Here is a 17,641-nt window from a genome sequence, read left to right as displayed (position 1 = left end):
CAGGCTAGGGGAGGAGCCTGGCCTCCGCGTCCGCGGCGAGGAGGAGGTAGGCGCTGGCGGTCCAGGTGTAGGCGCGGTCGCGGAGGCCCTCGCCGGTGAGGGCGTCGAAGTTCTCGGCGAAGCCGGACTTCTCGCACGCGGCTCGGAAACGGGTGCTGACCTGGTCGGCGAGGTCGATCGCGCCGCCGCGGCGGAGGCCGTCCTCGACGAGGATGGTGGCGGGGGCCCAGACTGGGCCGCGCCAGTAGCCGTCGGCCTCGTAGTGCGGGGAGTCGGGCCGCTCGGTCGCCAGACCGACAGGGGTCAGGTGGCCGGCCACGGCGGTGGTCATGGCCGTCCGCACGGTGGCGGGCAGGTCGGTGCCCAGGACGATTGGCATGAGGTCCAGGAGGCTCGCCGTCGTGCGGGGGAAGCCGTCGGCCGCGTGGCTGGTGAAGGCCGTGCCCTGCCACAGGGTCGTCAGCAGCGCGGTGTGCATCGCGGCGGCCTCGTGGTCCCAGCGGGCGGCGGCGGCCGCGTTGCCGAGGTCGGTGGCCAGCCGCGACAGCTCCCGCATCTGGAGCACCAGGAACGCGCCGAGGTCCGCGGTCCGCACGGGCCGGTCCTGGTCGAACACGGTGGCGTTGTCCCACCCGCTGTCGTTGCCGTGCTCGTAGTGGGGGAACGGCTGCCCGGCGACCCGGCGGTGGTCGAGCCAGAAGGTCGTCCACGCGGACAGCTGCCGGTAGACGAGCGGCAGGTCCGGCAGCCCGTCCGGGAGCCGCTCACGCAGGCGGGCGACGGCCCAGCCGTGGATCGGCGGCTTGACGAAGTTGTACAGGACCTCGGCGTGGGTGACGGAGTCGGGCAGCGCGCCCTCCTCGGTCTGGTGGTCGAACAGCACCTGCAGCTGGTCCCAGGCGAGGTCGGGGGCGCCGGAGGCGAGCGCCAGCGCGTTGAAGCAGTGGTCCCAGCTCCAGATCTTGTCCATCCAGTGCTTGGACATCAGCACGCCGGGCCGCCCGACGAACCCGCCGGGCGCCACGGTCGCCGACCACAGGACGTAGCAGGCCAGCTCGGCCGCCGGGGTCCGGTCGCCCCGCCACGGCGCGACCGCGTCGGCGAACGCGCCGAAGGCGCGCCCGGCCGCCGCGACCACCTCGTCGAACGGCGTCCGGCCGGTGGCGGCCGCCCGGGTCGTGGTCAGCTCCTCGAGGACCACCTCCCAGTCGCCGCCGTCCGCGCCGAGCACGACCGCGCGGTCGGCGGACCCGAGCGCGGCCGCGCCGGTCACCGACACGGCGCCGGACAGGCTGGTCACGCGGTAGCGGTGGCCGGTCTCGTAGGAGGTGAAGACGTACGCGGACGTGACCGGGTCGGCGACGAGGTAGGTGCCGGAGAACGGTGTCAGGATCGGGGCGGCCGCGTCGACGCGCAGAGCCAGGCCGTGCCCGGCGATCCGCAGCGCCGAGGGGGACTCGAACGCCGCCGCCACCCGTCCCCGGCCAGCCGACCACGTCAGCACCGCCGGGGTCGCCGTCACCTCGGCCGGCACGCGGGCACCGTCCGCCAGGGGCACCAGGCGGAGCACCGCGTGCATGCCGTTGCGGTGCGACACGAGGTGGAGGTCGTCCGCGTAGGTGGCCTGGGCGACCACGGGGGACAGTCCGAACCACGAACCCTTGTGGCTGAACGGTATTTCCCGTACCGAGAACTCGTCCACGACGCCCCTTTCAGTCCCGGACCGCGCCCGCGGTGATGCCGGCCGCGACGAAACGCTGGGCGAGCACGAGCAGGACGGTGGCGGGCACGGACGCGACCACGGCGGTGGCCATGATCGCGTTCCACTCCTGGTTGTTGTTGCCGATGTAGCGGTAGATGCCGAGGGTCAACGGCTGCAGCGCGCCGCCGCCGTCCAGTGTCGTGGCGAACACGAAGTCCGACCACGCCCACAGGAACGAGAACAATGCCGCGGTGACGATCCCGTTGCGGCTGAGGGGAAGCACGATCGACCAGAACGTGCGGAGCGCGCCGGCGCCGTCGATCCGCGCCGCGGCCACCAACTCGTCGGGAACCGACGCCATGAAGGAGGTCAGGATGAGGGCCGCGAACGGGACGGCGATCGTGGCGTCGGCGAAGATCAGGCCCCACACCGTGTTCGTGACGCCGAGGCGGACGTAGACGCTGTAGAGCCCCAACGCCATGATGATGCCGGGGATCATCTGCGCGACGAGCAGCAGGAACTCCAGCACGCGGCGGCCCTTCGGCCGTAGCTTCGCCAGTGCGTACGCCGCGGGCGCGGCCAGTGCCAAGGTCAGGACCACGGTGCCCGACGCGACCAGCAGGCTCGTCGCGAAGTAGGGCAGCTGCTCGGCGAGCACCCGCGCGTACCCGTCGAACGCGGGTGCGGTGGGGAAGAAGTCGGGTGGCGAGATCCGCATCCGGTCCGCCGGTGTGAGCGAGACGTTGACCATCCAGTAGACCGGGAAGAGCATCACGGCCGTGAGCACCAGACCGACGGCGGTGCGCCAGGAGAACCTGCTCATCCCGCCTCCTGCCGGCGCTGGAGGCGAAGGTAGAGCAGGCCGGCGACCACGGCGATCAGGATGAGCACGTTGCCCACCGCGGCGCTCGGGCCGAACCGGGGCAGCATGCTGCCGAAGCCGAGCTCGTAGGACCAGGTGGCGAGCGTGGTGGACGAGCCGTTCGGGCCGCCGCGAGTCATGATCCAGATGATGTCGAACACCTTGAGCGTGTAGACCAGTCCGAGCAGCAGCGTGACCGCGGAAACCGGTCGCAGCATGGGGAAGGTGACGTGGCGGAACGTCTGCCACGCGCCGGCACCGTCCAGTGCGGACGCCTCGTACACCTGCGCCGGGATGTTCTTGAGTCCACTGTGGAGCACGACGAGGTTGAACGGGACGCCGATCCAGATGTTGGCGACGGTGACGGCCACCAGCGACCACCCCGGCGCGGTCAGCCAGTTCACTGGGTCGAGCCCGACCGCCGTGAGGAGCGCGTTGACCAGGCCGGTCTCACTGTTGAGCATCCACGCCCAGGTGGACGCGGACACGATCAGCGGCAGCAGCCACGGCACCAGGAACAGCGCCCGCAGCGTCGCGGACAGCCGGAAGTTGCGGGCGAAGAACACCGCCAGCGCCAGGCCGATGCCGTACTGGAATACCAGCGATGCCACGGTGAACACGGTCGTGTTGAGCAACGCCGTGCCGAACGTGGGGTCGGCGAACACCGTCAGGTAGTTGCCGATCCCGATCAATGGCGCGCCGCCGTGCACGAAGGTGCGGACGGTGTAGTCGCGGACGCTCAGGTCGACGGTGGTCAGCAGCGGGTACGCGTAGCACGCCAGAAGGTAGGCGACGAGCGGGAGAAGAAAGGCCCAGCCAGCGAGCCGGGTACGGAGCACTACTTCGCCTTCGCCGCGGCCGTCTGGGCGTCCGACAGTGCGTCCTTCGGCGACTTCGAGCCGGTCAGTGCCGCCTGCATGGCCTTCCACAACTGCTCGGAGATCCGCGGGTAGCGCGTGCCGAGCCCGTCGCTCGTGCGGCCCCTTGCCGAGCTGACCGCGTCGACCCACACCTTGAAGTCCGCGGCCTTGCTGACCTGTTGCTTCTGCACCGATTCCACCGCGGACACATAGGTCAGCGCGGTGTCGGTGGTCAGCACGTTCTTCGGGGCGGTGAGGCAGTCGGCGATCTTGGCGGCTTTCGCCTCGGCGTCCGAGTTGCCCTGGTCGGGCACGGTGACGAACTCACCGCCGGTCGGGGCAGGCGCGACACCGCCGGTGCGCGACGGGATCGGGATGACGCCGTACTCGAAGCCCGCCTTCTCGGCGTTCTGCAGCTGCCAGGTGCCGTTCTCGGCGAAGGCGTACTCGCCGGTCGCGAACTCCTGCCAGCTCGTGGTCTGCGTGTTGTTGATGACCGAGTTCGGCGCGTACTTCTTGTCCAGCCACGACTTCCACAGCTCGAGTGCGGCAGAGGCGTCGGCGGAGGACAGGTCGGTCAGCTCCGCGCCCGCGCCCCAGAACCACGGCAGGAACTGGAACGTGCCCTCCTCGGTGCCGATCGCGGAGAACGTGATGCCCTTCTTGCCGGCCGCGGTGACCTTGGCCAGCGCCGCGTCGAGGCCGGCCCAGTCCTTGATGGCCGCCGGGTCGACGCCCGCCGCGGTGAGTACCGCCTTGTTGTAGTACAACGCCAGGGTGTTCGCGCCGATCGGGACACCATAGGTCTGGCCACCGGTCTTGGCCGCGGCGACCAGGTTCGGTGCCGCCGATGACGCGTCCAGCCCACTGTCCTTGTTGGACTTCAGCACGCCCGCGCCGGCGAGCGTGGACACGACAGGGTTGTCGACGACGAGCACGTTCGGCGCGGCGCCCTGCTGTGCGGCCAGCAGCACCTTGTTGGTCAGGTCCGTGGTGTCGTAGCCCTGCCGGGTGATCTTCACCCCGGCCTTGGTGCCGCACTGCTCGATCACCTTGACCCAGTCGGAGCTGTTGTCGAACTGTGGGTACGGGTCCCACACCGTGAACGTGCCGTCGTCGGCGGCCGGCGCCCCTGAGCAGGCGGACGCGGTCAGCCCGGCCGCGACGAGTGTCGTGACCAGGCGGCCGGTGATTGGTGAGCGCTTCATCGACACTCCTCGACTACCGTGGTCGAACCGGTTCGACCTAGCCGGACTGCGCCAACATAACCACCTGGCCGGGGTAGCACAAGACGGCGGTCGGCATATCATCGACGGATCGTCGAACCGGTTGGATGGAGCGCGCGGGTGAACATCGGAGAGATCGCCAAGCGTGCCGGCGTGTCCCGCAGCACGGTGTCCTACGCGCTGTCCGGCAAACGGCCGGTGTCGACGGCGACCGCCCGGCGGATCAACGAGGTCATCGCCGAGCTTGGCTACCGGCCCAACGCCAGCGCCCGCGCGCTCGCCGAGGGCCGAACCCGCACCCTTGGCCTGGTGATCCCGCCAGCCAGCAGGCGATTGACCAACGCGCAGCTCGGCTTCGTCGCCTCCGTGGTCGAGGCCGCCGCGACCCACGACCTCGATGTCCTGCTCTCACCCAGCGGGGGAGACCACGACCGGTCGTTCGAGCGGATGGTCACCGGCCGCCGGGTGGACGGCGTGATCCTGATGGAGATCCTCCTGGACGACCCGAGGGTCGTCCGGCTCAGGCAGAGCGCGCTGCCGTTCGTGACCATCGGCCACGTCGAGCACCCCGGCGCGTCGTGGTGGGTGGACGTGGACTACGCGGCCCTGGTCCGGCGCTGCGTGCACCACCTGGCCGACCTCGGTCACGAGCACGTCGTGTTGGTCAGCCGGTCGCCTGAGCTGGTGGCCGCCGGCTACGGCCCCGCGGCACGCGCGACGGACGCCTTCCTGGCGGCGGCCGCGCAGCGCGGCCTGTCCGGGCATGTCGTGTGCTGCGCCGACGAGCCGGCCGCGGGCCTGGCGGGCTTCGAGGAGATCCACACCACGTGGCCGGAGGTGACCGCGGCGGTGACGATCAACGAGGCGGCACTGCCCGGTCTGGAGCGGGCCCTGCACCGCGCCGGCCTCGACGTGCCGTCCGACTTCTCGGTCACCGGGGTCATCGCCGACCGCCTCGCCGAGGACTTCCACCCACCGCTGACCGCCGCCGACGTGCCCGCCGAGGAGATGGCGCGGCTCGCCGTGGAACTGCTGATGGAGCGAATCGCGGATCCGGGCGCCACGCCCCGCCACGCGCTCCTGGAACCGCCGATCTCCCTGCGGTCGAGCACCGGCGCGCTCCGTCGCCCCCAATTCTGACCAACCGGTTCGACTTGGTTACGCGTTGCGTTCAGCAGCGTTCAGCGCGTACGGTGACCAATCAATCGAACCGGTTCGACCCGTGTGCTATCGACCCCGTCCCTGCCTGTCGAAGGAGCCACGCGTGGACATCACACCCGGGTTTCGTCGCGCCCTCGCGACGCTCGTCACCGCCGGCGCGCTGGTCGCCGGGGCCCTCGTGGCTTCCGCCGGCCCCGCTCAGGCGGCGGACGAGTCCATCTCCGCCAACTTCTCCTCAGCCGGCGCCAGTCCGACTTACCGGGCGTCCGGCTGGATCTATGGCATGACCGAGAATGCCGCGGCGCCCGCGGACCATTTCTTCAAGGACGTCAAGTTCCGCTATATGCGTGCGGGTGGCGCCCAGCTGGACAGTCCCGGCGGGTGGGTGTCCGGGAAGTACGACCGCCGATGGAACGCGACTCGCGCTCAGCTGCTGCGTACCCGGTCGCTCGGTGGTGAGTTCATCCTGCTCGTGCACGACCTGTGGGGTGCGGACGGTTACCCGATCTCGCGGTTTCCCGGCGACAACGGCGACTGGACCGACTACGACAACTTCCTGACCCGCCTGATCAGCGACGCGCGCAACACGGGTGCTCCGGTGCAGTGGGACCTGTGGAACGAGCCCAACATCTCGATATTCTGGAACCGGCCGCAGTCCCAGTACTTCGAGCTGTGGCGGCGCACGTACCAGCGTGTGCGGGCCGCGTTCCCGTCGCAGCTGATCGTCGGGCCGAGCCTGGCCGGGGTGCCGACGACCTCGACCGGCTGGTGGACCCAGTACCTGGACTACGTGCGTGCCAACAACGTCGTGCCCGACATCGTCAGCTGGCACAGCCTCCCGAGTGACCCGGTGGCGAACGTGGCGGCGGCGAACTCCTCTCTCAACGCGCGCGGCATCGCGCATCCGCGGCCGTACCAGATCAACGAGTACGCGGCGTCCAACGAGCAGAACCCGGGCGACGGCTCCTGGTACATCGCGCGGCTCGAACGGGCCGGCGCCGACGGTCTGCGCGCCAACTGGGCCGGCGGCGGGAACCTGCACAACGACCTCGCGAGCCTGCTCGTCCGTACCTCGGCCGGACAGCTGCCGAAGGGGGAGTGGTGGGTGTACCGGTTCTACGGTTCGCAGACCGGGCAGATCGCGTCCGTCACACCGAGCCAGAACTACGACGGCTTCGCCACCAAGGACTCCGGCGTCGCCAAGGTCCTGGTCGGCGGGGGCCGCACCACCGGCAACGTCGCGGTCTCCCTGCAACGCCTGGACACCACCAGCGGGATCGTGCAGAACAACCAGGTACGGGTCATCGTGCAACGCGTCCCGTACAGCGGCGGTGACGCCGTGGCGGGGCCGGTCACGGTCCAGAACTCAGTAGTGACCCTGTCCGGCAACGCGACCACGGTGAACGTGCCGCACGCCAACGCGGACGACACCTACACCATCACTCTGCTGCCGCCGTCGCAGAGCAGCTTCCAGTCCGTCGCCGTCGTCCAGCACTCCCAACAGTGCCTTGACAACACGAACCTGTCCACATCGGACGGCAACCAGCAGCAGCAGTTCCCCTGCGAGGGCGGGGACCAACAGCTGTGGAACTTCCAGCCGGTGTCCGGTGTCGCCGACACGTACACCGTGGTCAACCAGCAGTCCGGCAAGTGCCTCAACGTCACCGATGCGTCCACTTCGGACGGTGCCACCGTTGTCCAGCGGAGCTGCGACGGCAGTACCAGCCAGCAGTTCACGCTGCGCAGGGTGACCTACTCGGGCAACGACGCGCACGACTACCAGCTCGTCGCCCGGCACAGCGGCAAGTGCGTCGACGTCAACGGCGTCTCCACCACCGCACGCGCCCCGATCATCCAATGGACCTGCAAGCCGGTCAACCAGAGCAGCCCACTCAACCAGACCTGGCGACTCCTGGGCCGTTGACGAGAAGGGACTCGACCGACATGGGAAGCCGATTCGGCCGACTCACGGCCGCCGTCGCGACGACGTTCGCGTTGGCCTTCGCCGTGGGAACGTCTGTGGTGCCCGAAGCCCAGGCCGCCACGACCGGACCGTGCGACATCTATGCGTCGGGCGGCACGCCGTGCGTGGCCGCGCACAGCACCACCCGCGCGCTGTACGGCTCGTACAACGGCGCGCTTTACCAGGTCAGGCGGTCGTCGGACAACGCGACGCGGGACATCGGCGTGCTCGGCGTGGGCGGTACGGCCAACGCCGCCACCCAGGACTCGTTCTGCTCCGGCACGACGTGCCTCATCACGGTCATCTACGACCAGTCCGGCCGGGGCAACCACCTCACACAAGCGCCCCCGGGCGGCTTCCAGGGCCCCGCTCCCGGCGGGTACGACAACCTCGCCGTCGCGACGGCGGCGCCGGTCACCGTCGGCGGGCAGAAGGCGTACGGCGTCTACATCTCACCTGGCACCGGCTACCGCAACAACAGGACGAACGGCGTCGCGACCGGTGACCAGCCGGAGGGCATCTACGCGGTCGTCGACGGCGTGCACTACAACAACTGGTGCTGTTTCGACTATGGCAACGCGCAGACGACCAACCTGGCCACCGAGCCCGCCATCATGGAGACCGTCTACTTCGGAGCCGACCGGCAGTGGGGTTACGGGGACGGCTCGGGCCCCTGGGTCATGGCCGACCTGGAGTGGGGGCTGTTCTCCGGCGTGAACGCGGGCTACAACCCGAACCCGCCCGTCAACCACCGCTTCGTGACCGCCATCGTCAAGGGCGAGTCGAACCACTGGGCCATTCGGAGCGGGAACGCGCAGTCGGGTGGATTGTCGACCGTGTACGACGGGCGGCGCCCCAACGGCTACCACCCGATGAAGAAGCAGGGGGCGATCCTGCTCGGCATCGGCGGGGACAACAGCATCTCCGGTGCCGGTACCTTCTACGAGGGCGTCCTGACCTCCGGGTACCCGTCGAACGCCACCGAGGAGGCCGTGCAGGCCAACATCACGGCCGCCCGGTACGCGCCGCCCGGCAGCAACCCGCAGCAGAGCGCCCAGATCGTGGGCGGGCAGTCCGGCCGGTGTGTCGAGGTCCCGAACAGCTCCACCGCCAACGGAACCCAGGTGCAGCTGGCGGACTGCCAGAGCGTCGACCGGCAGCGTTGGACCTCCACGGCCGACCGTGGACTGCGGGTGTACGGCAACAAGTGCATCGACGCCAACGGTCAGGGCACCACCAACGGCACCCAGGTGATCATCTGGGACTGCCACAGCCAGGCGAACCAGCAGTGGAACGTCAACTCGAACGGCACCATCACCGGCGTGCAGTCCGGCCTCTGCCTGGACGCCAACGGCGCCGGCGCCGCCAGCGGCACGAAGATCATCCTCTGGTCGTGCAACGGCGGCGCCAACCAACAATGGACCCTACGCAATTGACCATGGGGTCGCTGGACGACCACGGCTGTCGCGATTTCCCGAGGCGGGCACGCCGTGGATGACAGGTGTGCCCGCCGTCGGCCGAAGACGCGGCGCCGGATTTCCCGGCGGTGGTCCTCCAGGGTGTTGTCCAGGTGGACTGCGGCGGCTCGGGCGGCGGCGGCCGCCGGGGCCGCGCCGGTCATGAGATGGAATCAGCGCGTCGTCCGTCGTCGATCCGGATCCAGGCCTGGTGCCGCCGGGCGTGGTGGCGACGCTGTGCGGGGCCGCGCCTGGGTCGGTTCGGTGCTGGTGAACCATTCGGGCGTGGGTCGCGGCCTCCTGTTCGGGCAGGGGCCGAGGTGGCCCTTCACGGCCCTGAGGGTCGAATCAGGTGGAGGTCAGGGGGAAACCCTGATGGCACGGCGTCTGGTCACGGGCAGGCTGGAGTCGTACAGGGAATCCGCAGTTCGAGGAGAGTCATGAGCGAGTCCGAGCCTGAGTACACCCGTTCCGCCGTCGACTCGGTGGTCGACGCCGTGCGCGGGCTGGTCAGCGGGGGCATCAACCGTCGGGTGGTCGTGCGGGACAGCAAGGACGACGTGGTGTTGGAGGTGCCGGTGGCTCTCGGGGTGGTGGCCGCGTTGGCCGCTCCGGTGGCCACGACGATCGGTGCCGGTGTGGCGCTGGTGGGCAAGTGCGAGATCAAGCTCGAGGATCGTCGCAGGCCCGGTGCCCAGCCGGCGACGACGGTCGACGGCGAGCAGGTCTAGGCGGTAGCCGCGGCTGGTGCCGTCGTCCCTGGTGACGACGGCACCGCAGTGAGTATCGGGAATAGGGGCGTGATCGAGTGCGTGGTGAACGCAGACTCGAAGTGGCGGGGCGCGTTCGGTGTACTGGGCGACGACCGGCTCCACGTGAGCTGTGAGCTCCGGCTTGTCCAGCCCGACAGACAGCCGCTGCTGCAGTCGTCGCAGGTTGCTTGCCGTCCTGCGGAACTGGCGACCTCGGCGCGCTTGCCCCACAGGACCCGGCCGGCACCCGTCAGGCATCAACGTGGCCTGAACGCTGAGGTGGTATCGAAATACGCACCACTTATATAGGAAATGGTCTCGGGTCCATTATGTGGGCGGCCGTAGATTTAGGGTTGGGGTCAAGTTCGGCAGTCGCTTTCCTGCCTGTAGAGCCGGGGGGTGTCTATTCTTCGCGGGTGCCGAGGAGAAGGTATATTTGCAGGTTGTTGATTTCGCGAACATTGTCTGGCTGCGCGTCGAAGTCTGTGGCGTAGCCGGTGCGGACGAGTTCCTGGTCCTCACCGATCAGCAGCCGAGTGGTCACGCGTCCCCGGTGATCGGGATCGCGGCGTGTACGCGGAAGCGGCCGTCTGGCTGCTCGCCTGCCGTCAACCCGCCGCCGAGTGTCGTGATCCGCTCGCGTAGTCCCTTCAGGCCTCGCCCGCCCGACGGCCCCGCTGGTGCGCCTGCGGTGACCAGCGCAGGTGCGGTGGTCACCGCCACCTCGATCCGGCCGTCTCGGTAGGTGGTGTGTACTTCGGTGGGTTGTCCGGTGGCGTATTTCACTGCGTTGGTCAGTCCTTCTTGCACCACTCGGTACACCGCGAGTCCCACTTTGGCGGAGAGTGCGGGTGGGTCGCCGTCCTCGATCAGTTTGACGGGTTGTCCGGCCAGCCGGGTTTGTTCGACGAGGTCCCGCACGGTGCGCTGGACCGGGACGCCTGACTCGCCGGTCGCTTCCAGTACGTCGAGTAGGTAGCGCAGTTCGGCGAGTGCCTGTCGTCCGGTTCCGCCCATGGCGTCGAGGGCGTCGATGACGCGGTCCGGGGAGTCGACGAGGAATCGTGTCGCGTCGCTCTGTACGACGATCGCGGTGACGTGGTGGGTGACCACGTCGTGTAGCTCCCGTGCGATCCGCGCCCGTTCGGTGGCGGTCGCGGCTACTGCGGCTAGGCGCCGGCGTTTGGCTTCGTCGGCTCGCCGCTGCCGTACGAACGTGCCGAGCACCCAGAAAAATACGAAGATCGAGTAGAAGAGCAGGAACGCGACCAGCCCGTCCGGCGTTCCGAGCGCGGTCAGCACCAGGCACAACACGACGAACGCGCCGGTCGCCGCGGCGGCGGTCGCGTGCCGGAACCGCTCCTGACGCGCGCCGGCGGAGTACAGCGCGATGTACACGGTCACCGTGCTGAACTGCGGCTGGTAGGCCATCGACTCGTAGACCGCGAAGGACAGGCCGACGAACACCAGGCACACGAGGGGCCACCGGTGGCGCACGGCGAGCGGCAGCGTCGCCGCCAGGACGAGGACGACCGAGAACGCGTCGGCCGGCCGTCTCGGCAGGTCACCGAACTCCGCGCCCATGCGCGACAGCGCCGGCACGAAGGCCAGCACGACGAACAGGGCGGCGAGCCATCGGTCCCACACCGCGGGGTTGTAGGCACGCCACCAGTCACGCACTGTCCGCAACCGTTCGGTGACCCAGGTCGTCGGCATGCGCGGAGCCTAGTGTCCCCCGTCCGAGCTACTTGCCGATGTCCCCTTCATGGTGACTCACGGCAGGGGCCGGTCCTCCTATCTTTCCGTCATCCCCGCGACAGCACGGAAAACCGGAGGGCATTCACCATGTTCACGCGCTGACTGCTCGTCCTCGCCCGAACAGCGGCCACGGCGGCCTGCGCCGAGCCCGCACCTGACCTCCCAGCCGGTCAACGCCCGGCCCGGATCACCTGGGGCGCCTGCCCGGAGTTGGCAGACAACGGCCGAGCTGCCCGAAGGAATGGCGCCGGCGGCTCTCGGCTTGCTAGCGCCGGGATGCCCGGAACGTCTGGCCGTGCGCTTTCTGGTCATGGGAGACCGGGTCTGGGATGTGCGGGGCGCTGGGTTCACGGGTCGGATTTCGTCGGCGTGGACACGGTGGGCACTCATGTGCGGCACGGGTTCGAGGTGCGCGGACGAGGCGACGGTGGCGTTCCTGACGCGGGAACGTCGGCGGCGCGGGACATGTCCTGACCGCGCCCCATGATTCTTGGTTACGAAGAAGGGAAAATCGACATGTCTTGGTTGCGGAGGTGGCGCGTTCCCGTGCTGCTCGTGGCGATGCTGGTCGTGATGGCACTGGCGCAGCAGCTGACGGTGGCGCTGAGCGACACCGGGATCGTGGACCTGGTGGTGGGCGTGGCCGTCTCGGCGGTGACGCTGTTCTGCTACGTGAGGCTGAGCAGGTACGTGGAGCGGCGACAGTCCATTGTGGAGCTACCGAGGGACCGTGCGGTTTCCGGCCTGGTGTGGGGAAGCGTGATGGGAGCGGGCGCGTTCGTCGTCACGATGCTGATCATCCTGGTGTTCGGCGGGTGGCAGGTGTCGGCGGGTACCCCGTGGAAGTTTGTGGCGACGCTGGGGATGATGGCGTGCGCGGCGGTCACGGAGGAGGTGGTGTTCCGGGGAATCGTGTTCCGCATCACGGAGGAGCGGTTCGGGACGTGGATCGCGCTGACGGCGTCGGCGGTGCTGTTCGGGTTGATACACCTCGCTGGCATCTCGGAGGCGAGCACGGGAGCGATGGTGTGGGGCGCCGTGGCGATCATGCTGCAGGGTGGGCTGATGCTGGCGGCGGCGTACGTCGCGACCGGGGCGCTGTGGCTGCCGATCGGCGTCCATTTCGCGTGGAACGTGGCGGAGGCGGGATTCGGCACGGCGGTGTCGGGAAAGACGAGCGAGTTCGGCAGTCTGATCCAGACGACCCTGTCGGGCCCAGCGGCCCTGACGGGAGGCTCGTTCGGCCCGGAGGCGGGAGCGGCCGGCATCGTGTCCAGCCTGGTGGCCGCCACACTCCTGCTCCGGTACTCGATCCGGAAGGGCCGGGTGCTCCGGCGTCCCACAATTGTCCCAACAGGACGGTGAGAGGAGTGTCCTCGGGCTGGCCGGCACCCTCTCGCCCTGGTCCGACCATGGACTCGCCAGCGCCGCCACGCTGGTGACCTCCTTCCATTCCGGTGAGGCGATGATGCGGTCGACACCGGCCCGTCGTCCTAGCTCGCGGGCACGGTGAAGGGGATATCCACAGTGGACTGGTTGCCATCGGTGGCCGTGGCGCTGGTGCGCAACGTGGTGGTGCCGTTGCCGATGGCACTCCAGATCTCCAGCTTGACGCAGCCGCCGGCTAGGTTGGCGGGGGTGCCGGTCTGGGACTGGATGCCGCGGTCCTGGGTGTAGGTCTCCCACCCGGCCACGGGGTCGGTGGCGAAGTAGTGGTAGGTCTCCGATCGGGAGTAGACGCCGGATCCGTTGGCGTCGTAGGAGATCCGGACCTGGACGCCGTTGGCCACGCTGGTGCCGGAGTCGACGCGCAGCGTGAAGCGGGTCGGCCTGCTCGTGTCAAGGGTCGCGGTGATGCCGCAGGCCGTGTAGGCGCGGGCATTGGTGGGGGTGCCGTCGTGGTTCACGCCGCCCGCGCCGGTGATCGTGTCTCCGCGTGCGCCGGTGCCGTCGGCGCTGGTCAGTGAGCTCGGGCTGACCAGCTTGAGAACCGGGCTGGCCACCGGCGGGTCCGTCGTCGGCGGATTGTCGCCGGGGACGGCGTTGCCGCCGGTCCAGGTGTAGGCGCCGGTGGTGGCGGTCTTGCCCGGCGGCACGACCAGGTTGGTGCCGTTCGAGAAGTGCACGGTCAGGTTGGCGTTGCCGAGGTTGGTGGCTACGTAGGTTCGTGCGCCGTTCCTGGTGAACACCGCGTACAGGGGATGGTCGGCGGTGACGCCGGTGTCGACCTGGCCGAGGGCGCTGAGGTTGCGCAGCCAGTGGAACGTGTGTGCCCGGCTTTCGCCCTCTTCGACCGTGTAGCCGGAGTTGGCACGGAACGCGGCCAGCGCGGTGTCGGGTTTGGACAGCGCCTGGAACGACCAGATGATGTCGGCCCACGAGCGTGGGGTGGCACTGCCGGAGTTGCGGACGATCTCGGCGACGTTGCGGTCGACGTAGGCCGGGTCGTGCCCGAGGTAGAGCGAGCCGCCGGTGATGGGCAGCATGTTGATGCCGTGGATCTTCTCCGGGTCCGCGGTGAACCAGGTGGCGTACGCGCCGCCGTCGCCCCAGACCATGCCGACCGTCGAGTGCTCGAAGGCCGCCGGGAAGGCCTCGTCGTCCGGGTCTAGCCAGTAGTTCTGGATGGCGCTGGCCTGTGTGGTGTAGATGTAGAGGCCCGCGTCGCGGACCGCGGTGTCGCCGGTGGCCTGGCCCCACTGGATGAGTGCGTTGGCGAAGTTCATGCCCTCTGACGAGGACTCCTGGTTGTTGCCGGCGAAGAACGCGCCGTGCCCGGCCGCCCAGTCGTGCCCGGCGAAGATGTCGAAGTCACGCAGGAACGGGAAACGGGACTCGCCGCGGTCGTAGTTGTTGGCGTCGCGGATCAGCAGGTCGACCATGCCGCCGTACTGGCTGTCCGACGCCCAGGTCGGGTCGAACTTGGCGAGGGTCGCGGCGGCGGCGATGTAGTAGCCGTAGTGGAAGTGGTGGTCGTTGAGCTCGGCGTCGGAGCCGTAGGAGGCGGGGTAGCCGATCAGCGTGCCCCAGTTGCGGTCGTAGTAGAACACCCGCTGGGACTTGCCCGAGGACGCGGTGAACCAGTCGGTGAGCCGGGTGCGGATCGCGCCGAGCATCTTGTCCCGCACGTCGGCGCGGTTGACCAGGTCGGCGATCTCGGCGAGCCGCGCGGCGCGACCGAGGCCCTTGCCGGTCCAGTACGTGTCGTTGCCGAAGCCGGCGAGCGGGTCGCCCTGCGCGGCCTGGTCGAGATAGCCGTTGAGGGTGGTCGCGTCGCCGCCGGTGATGCCGACGCCCGGCAGTTCGGGCAGCACACCGTTGTAGCGCGTGTTCGTGGTGAACGACGACGCGCCGACGAGGACCTTCATCGGGCCGCGTGGCGAGATGTAGGTCTCGGCGATGGGGGAGCCGCCGCCGAGGTTGTGCCACTGGTGCGGGTAGAGGGCGACGACCGTGCCGGTCTGGCTGCCCTCCATCGCCTGGGTGGTGAAGGCGTAGGTGGCGCGCACGACGCTGGCGGACGCGTCGTAGGCCCAGGACACGCGGGTGCCGGTGATGTGGGCATGCGCGTAGGCGCCGTAGGAGTCGGCCAGGGCGATGCGCCGCGCGTCGGTGGAGCTCGTGGTGGTCGGCAGTACGGCCACCGAGAAGTAGCCCCTGCCCGCCAGGGTGGAGGTGATCGCGGTGCCGGACAACGACCAGCTCGCGCCGGACGGCGCGTAGGCGACGTAGTCGTGCCCGTCGACGCGGAAGCCGACCCGGTTGCCGCTGTTGGTCCACACGGTCGGCGCGCTCGAGAAGGACAGGCGTGCGTCCCCGCCGGTCACCCTGGCGTAGACGAAGGGCGAGCCGTGGCCGATGGTGGTGCGCAGGGTGCGGGTGCCGTCGGACCAGTACGGGCTGACGGTCCAGTCGGTCCAGCCGTCGACCTTGGACTCGGTGGCGTTGAGGCCGGTGACGCCGAGGGTGAAGTCCGCGCCGTACTGGAAGTGGTACTCGCCGACCGTGGTCGGGGTGCCGGTGATGGTCGGGCTGGTGGAGTAGTCGACGCCGAGGCCACCGGCGACCGTGTCGAACGAGAACGGGTGTGCCATCAGGTTGTCCGAGAACGCGCAGTCGGTGCGCTTGTAGACCAGCGACGACCACCAGTCGTTGGTGGGCACCGGGCCGGCGGGGGCGTTCGCGGTCATGTGCCGCCTGGGGTTGGTGGCCAGGTCGCCACACCCCGACGGCAGCGCGGCGCCGGCCGGGAGCGCCGTGGTGTAGCTGCCCGCGCCCACCGGCTCCGCGACCACGGGCGCGGCGTTGAGCAGCAGGGGCGCGACCGTGCCCACCATCGCCATGGCGGAGAACGCGGCGATCGTGCGCAGCCGGGCCAACAGGCGCGCCGGCCGCGGGACAGTGCGGTTTCGCATGAGCGGCTCTCCTTTGAGCAGGGGCGAAACAGGACAGCGAACGACCACAGGTCCAGTCGGCAGAAAAAAATACCGGCGCGCGTGAAAGCGCTCTCACACTTTGTAGCAGGCCGTCGGGTGAGGGGTCAACGATCGACTGTGAAGCCATGACCTGAGCGTTGATGGCCGCCGGGTCGTGTTCCGCCGCCACCAGAGTCGGCGGGGGCGTCTCGCCAAGGTGAGGGTTGATCGTGATGGCCTGACTCGCACCGACAGGGCGCCGTGCCAGCAGGCGATGCTGGCACGGGCCAAGGGCCTGTCAGAGAAGCACACCTGTCATCGCGCCCCAGCCGTGGCTGACCTTGGTCGATGATCGCCAGGTGGCTTCGCCGTTGACCGAGCCGGAGTGTGGGTACAGCAGGAGGTCGCCCGATGCGGTCCGTCCGACCAGGTCCTCCCAGCCGTCGCCGCTCACATCGGCCAACTCGATCGCGGTCATGCCGTCCCAGCCGTGGCCGACCTTGGTCGACGATCGCCAGGTGGCTTCGCCGTTGACCGAACCCGAGTGTGGGTACAGCAGGAGGTCGCCCGATGCGGTCCGTCCCACCAGATCGCTGAGGCCGTCGCCGGTGACGTCACCGAGCAGGATCGCGGTCATCGCGCCCCAGCCGTGGCCGACTTTCGTCGATGACCGCCACGTGGACTCGCCGTTGACCGAACCCGAGTGCTGGTACAACAACAGATCGCCCGACTCGGTCCGGCCGACCAGGTCCGGTCGGCCGTCGCCGGTGACGTCGGACGAGCCGCCGCCTCCGCCACCGCAGTTCCTGCTCACCACGTTGCGCCACTCGCCGCCGGCGCCGGGACCGTAGTTCACGCCGTTGAACCGGGCCGTGACCCGCTCGGCACCCTGGAAACCCCAGCTGGCACTGCCGTCACCGTTGGCGTCGAAGCCCTGCTCGTAGTGCAGGTGGGAGACGCCGTTGGAGGTGGGGCCGGTGTGTCCGACCCGGCCGATCACCTGACCCTGCGCCACCTGTGCGCCGACCGAGACCGAGCGGGACTGCAGGTGGATGTAGGTGGTGAAGTGACCGCCGCCGTGGTTGATCTGGATCATGTTGCCGGCGTTGCTGTGGAAGTACGACTGGTTCACCGTTCCCGCGGCGGGCGCGACGACGATCTGGCCCTCGGTGTTCGCCTGCGGCTCGTGCACCATGTCCAGCGCGGGAGCATGCGCGCTGTCCCACGTGTTCAACCGCCAGGTGTCGTCGCATTGGAACGGTAGTTGGAAGTTCGGCACGGCCGACGCGGTGCCCGGGGTGACGATGACGACCCCGGCCGCCACGCACAGGGCTGCTACCGCGCCGCGGATCGCCGCTGCTGGACGAATGTTGCGAGTCATGCCTCTCCAAGTCGAGGAAATCAATAACGTGAATCCGTTTTGGTGGGTGAAAATTACACCAATCAGGGTGGCCGTCGCCGCTGACGGCTCACTGAACTGACACT

13 protein-coding genes are annotated in these 17,641 nt (G+C 69.2%); 5 read left to right on the top strand and 8 right to left on the bottom strand.

Going from position 1 to position 17,641, the window contains the following annotated elements:
* Positions 1 to 4: 4 nt before the first annotated feature.
* Genes VET29_RS36290 through VET29_RS36275 form a run of 4 tightly spaced genes read right to left on the bottom strand, consistent with a single transcriptional unit; the run spans position 5 to position 4,632 of the window.
* Positions 5 to 1,702, bottom strand: coding sequence for an amylo-alpha-1,6-glucosidase (locus VET29_RS36290; protein WP_324929386.1), 1,698 nt, complete (start codon positions 1,700 to 1,702; stop codon positions 5 to 7).
* A gap of 10 nt (positions 1,703 to 1,712) precedes the next feature.
* Positions 1,713 to 2,525, bottom strand: coding sequence for a carbohydrate ABC transporter permease (locus tag VET29_RS36285; protein ID WP_324929384.1), 813 nt, complete (start codon positions 2,523 to 2,525; stop codon positions 1,713 to 1,715).
* The gene (locus tag VET29_RS36280; protein WP_324929383.1) at positions 2,522 to 3,403 is read right to left on the bottom strand and encodes a sugar ABC transporter permease; all 882 of its coding nucleotides are present in this window, start codon (positions 3,401 to 3,403) and stop codon (positions 2,522 to 2,524) included. The genes VET29_RS36285 and VET29_RS36280 overlap by 4 nt, the downstream gene beginning before the upstream one ends.
* Positions 3,403 to 4,632: a sugar ABC transporter substrate-binding protein gene (locus VET29_RS36275; RefSeq protein WP_324929381.1), complete on the bottom strand. Its 1,230-nt coding sequence runs from the start codon at positions 4,630 to 4,632 to the stop codon at positions 3,403 to 3,405. The genes VET29_RS36280 and VET29_RS36275 overlap by 1 nt, the downstream gene beginning before the upstream one ends.
* Positions 4,633 to 4,770: 138 nt before the next feature.
* Here VET29_RS36275 and VET29_RS36270 point away from each other — a divergent pair, with 138 nt between their 5' ends.
* From VET29_RS36270 to VET29_RS36255, 4 genes are all read left to right on the top strand, one after another.
* On the top strand, positions 4,771 to 5,790 hold the full coding sequence (locus tag VET29_RS36270) for a LacI family DNA-binding transcriptional regulator (RefSeq protein ID WP_324929378.1): 1,020 nt from the start codon (positions 4,771 to 4,773) through the stop codon (positions 5,788 to 5,790).
* Between the two features lie 124 nt (positions 5,791 to 5,914).
* A complete protein-coding gene (locus VET29_RS36265; protein ID WP_324929376.1) occupies positions 5,915 to 7,735 on the top strand; it encodes an RICIN domain-containing protein in 1,821 nt (606 codons plus the stop codon).
* A gap of 20 nt (positions 7,736 to 7,755) precedes the next feature.
* Positions 7,756 to 9,210: an arabinofuranosidase catalytic domain-containing protein gene (locus tag VET29_RS36260; RefSeq protein ID WP_324929374.1), complete on the top strand. Its 1,455-nt coding sequence runs from the start codon at positions 7,756 to 7,758 to the stop codon at positions 9,208 to 9,210.
* Positions 9,211 to 9,671: 461 nt separating this feature from the next.
* Positions 9,672 to 9,962: a DUF4342 domain-containing protein gene (locus tag VET29_RS36255; protein WP_324929372.1), complete on the top strand. Its 291-nt coding sequence runs from the start codon at positions 9,672 to 9,674 to the stop codon at positions 9,960 to 9,962.
* Positions 9,963 to 10,386: 424 nt separating this feature from the next.
* On the opposite strand, the gene VET29_RS36250 is transcribed toward VET29_RS36255, so the two are convergent.
* Together VET29_RS36250 and VET29_RS36245 are read right to left on the bottom strand one after the other, a co-directional pair.
* Entirely contained in the window at positions 10,387 to 10,527 is a 141-nt protein-coding gene (locus VET29_RS36250) for a hypothetical protein (RefSeq protein WP_324929370.1), read from the bottom strand.
* Positions 10,524 to 11,699 (bottom strand): sensor histidine kinase, encoded by a 1,176-nt coding sequence (locus VET29_RS36245; RefSeq protein WP_324929368.1) that lies wholly within the window; start codon positions 11,697 to 11,699, stop codon positions 10,524 to 10,526. Before VET29_RS36245 ends, VET29_RS36250 begins: the two co-directional genes overlap by 4 nt.
* A 558-nt stretch (positions 11,700 to 12,257) precedes the next feature.
* Between VET29_RS36245 and VET29_RS36240 the strand changes: the two genes are divergently transcribed.
* A complete protein-coding gene (locus VET29_RS36240) occupies positions 12,258 to 13,106 on the top strand; it encodes a type II CAAX endopeptidase family protein (protein ID WP_324929366.1) in 849 nt (282 codons plus the stop codon).
* A gap of 128 nt (positions 13,107 to 13,234) precedes the next feature.
* Here VET29_RS36240 and VET29_RS36235 read toward each other — a convergent pair whose 3' ends face one another.
* Positions 13,235 to 16,156, bottom strand: coding sequence for a glycosyl hydrolase (locus VET29_RS36235; RefSeq protein ID WP_324929364.1), 2,922 nt, complete (start codon positions 16,154 to 16,156; stop codon positions 13,235 to 13,237).
* A gap of 298 nt (positions 16,157 to 16,454) precedes the next feature.
* Complete coding sequence (locus VET29_RS36230; protein ID WP_324929362.1) at positions 16,455 to 17,537, bottom strand: VCBS repeat domain-containing M23 family metallopeptidase; 1,083 nt, start codon at positions 17,535 to 17,537, stop codon at positions 16,455 to 16,457.
* Positions 17,538 to 17,641: the final 104 nt, after the last annotated feature.

Source organism: Actinophytocola sp. (assembly GCF_035634895.1).
Taxonomy (GTDB): domain Bacteria; phylum Actinomycetota; class Actinomycetes; order Mycobacteriales; family Pseudonocardiaceae; genus Actinophytocola.
The sequence above is the reverse complement of the archived record's forward strand: the minus strand, read 5'-3'. Positions and strand labels throughout refer to the sequence as shown.

What these genes read in the sequence shown, in the direction of transcription:
- VET29_RS36240 (WP_324929366.1), top strand. Translation starts at nt 12,258, where the DNA reads ATGTCTTGGTTGCGGAGGTGGCGCGTTCCCGTGCTGCTCGTGGCGATG.
- VET29_RS36275 (WP_324929381.1), bottom strand. Translation starts at nt 4,632, where the DNA reads ATGAAGCGCTCACCAATCACCGGCCGCCTGGTCACGACACTCGTCGCG.
- VET29_RS36245 (WP_324929368.1), bottom strand. Translation starts at nt 11,699, where the DNA reads ATGCCGACGACCTGGGTCACCGAACGGTTGCGGACAGTGCGTGACTGG.
- VET29_RS36285 (WP_324929384.1), bottom strand. Translation starts at nt 2,525, where the DNA reads ATGAGCAGGTTCTCCTGGCGCACCGCCGTCGGTCTGGTGCTCACGGCC.
- VET29_RS36230 (WP_324929362.1), bottom strand. Translation starts at nt 17,537, where the DNA reads ATGACTCGCAACATTCGTCCAGCAGCGGCGATCCGCGGCGCGGTAGCA.
- VET29_RS36235 (WP_324929364.1), bottom strand. Translation starts at nt 16,156, where the DNA reads ATGCGAAACCGCACTGTCCCGCGGCCGGCGCGCCTGTTGGCCCGGCTG.
- VET29_RS36255 (WP_324929372.1), top strand. Translation starts at nt 9,672, where the DNA reads ATGAGCGAGTCCGAGCCTGAGTACACCCGTTCCGCCGTCGACTCGGTG.
- VET29_RS36260 (WP_324929374.1), top strand. Translation starts at nt 7,756, where the DNA reads ATGGGAAGCCGATTCGGCCGACTCACGGCCGCCGTCGCGACGACGTTC.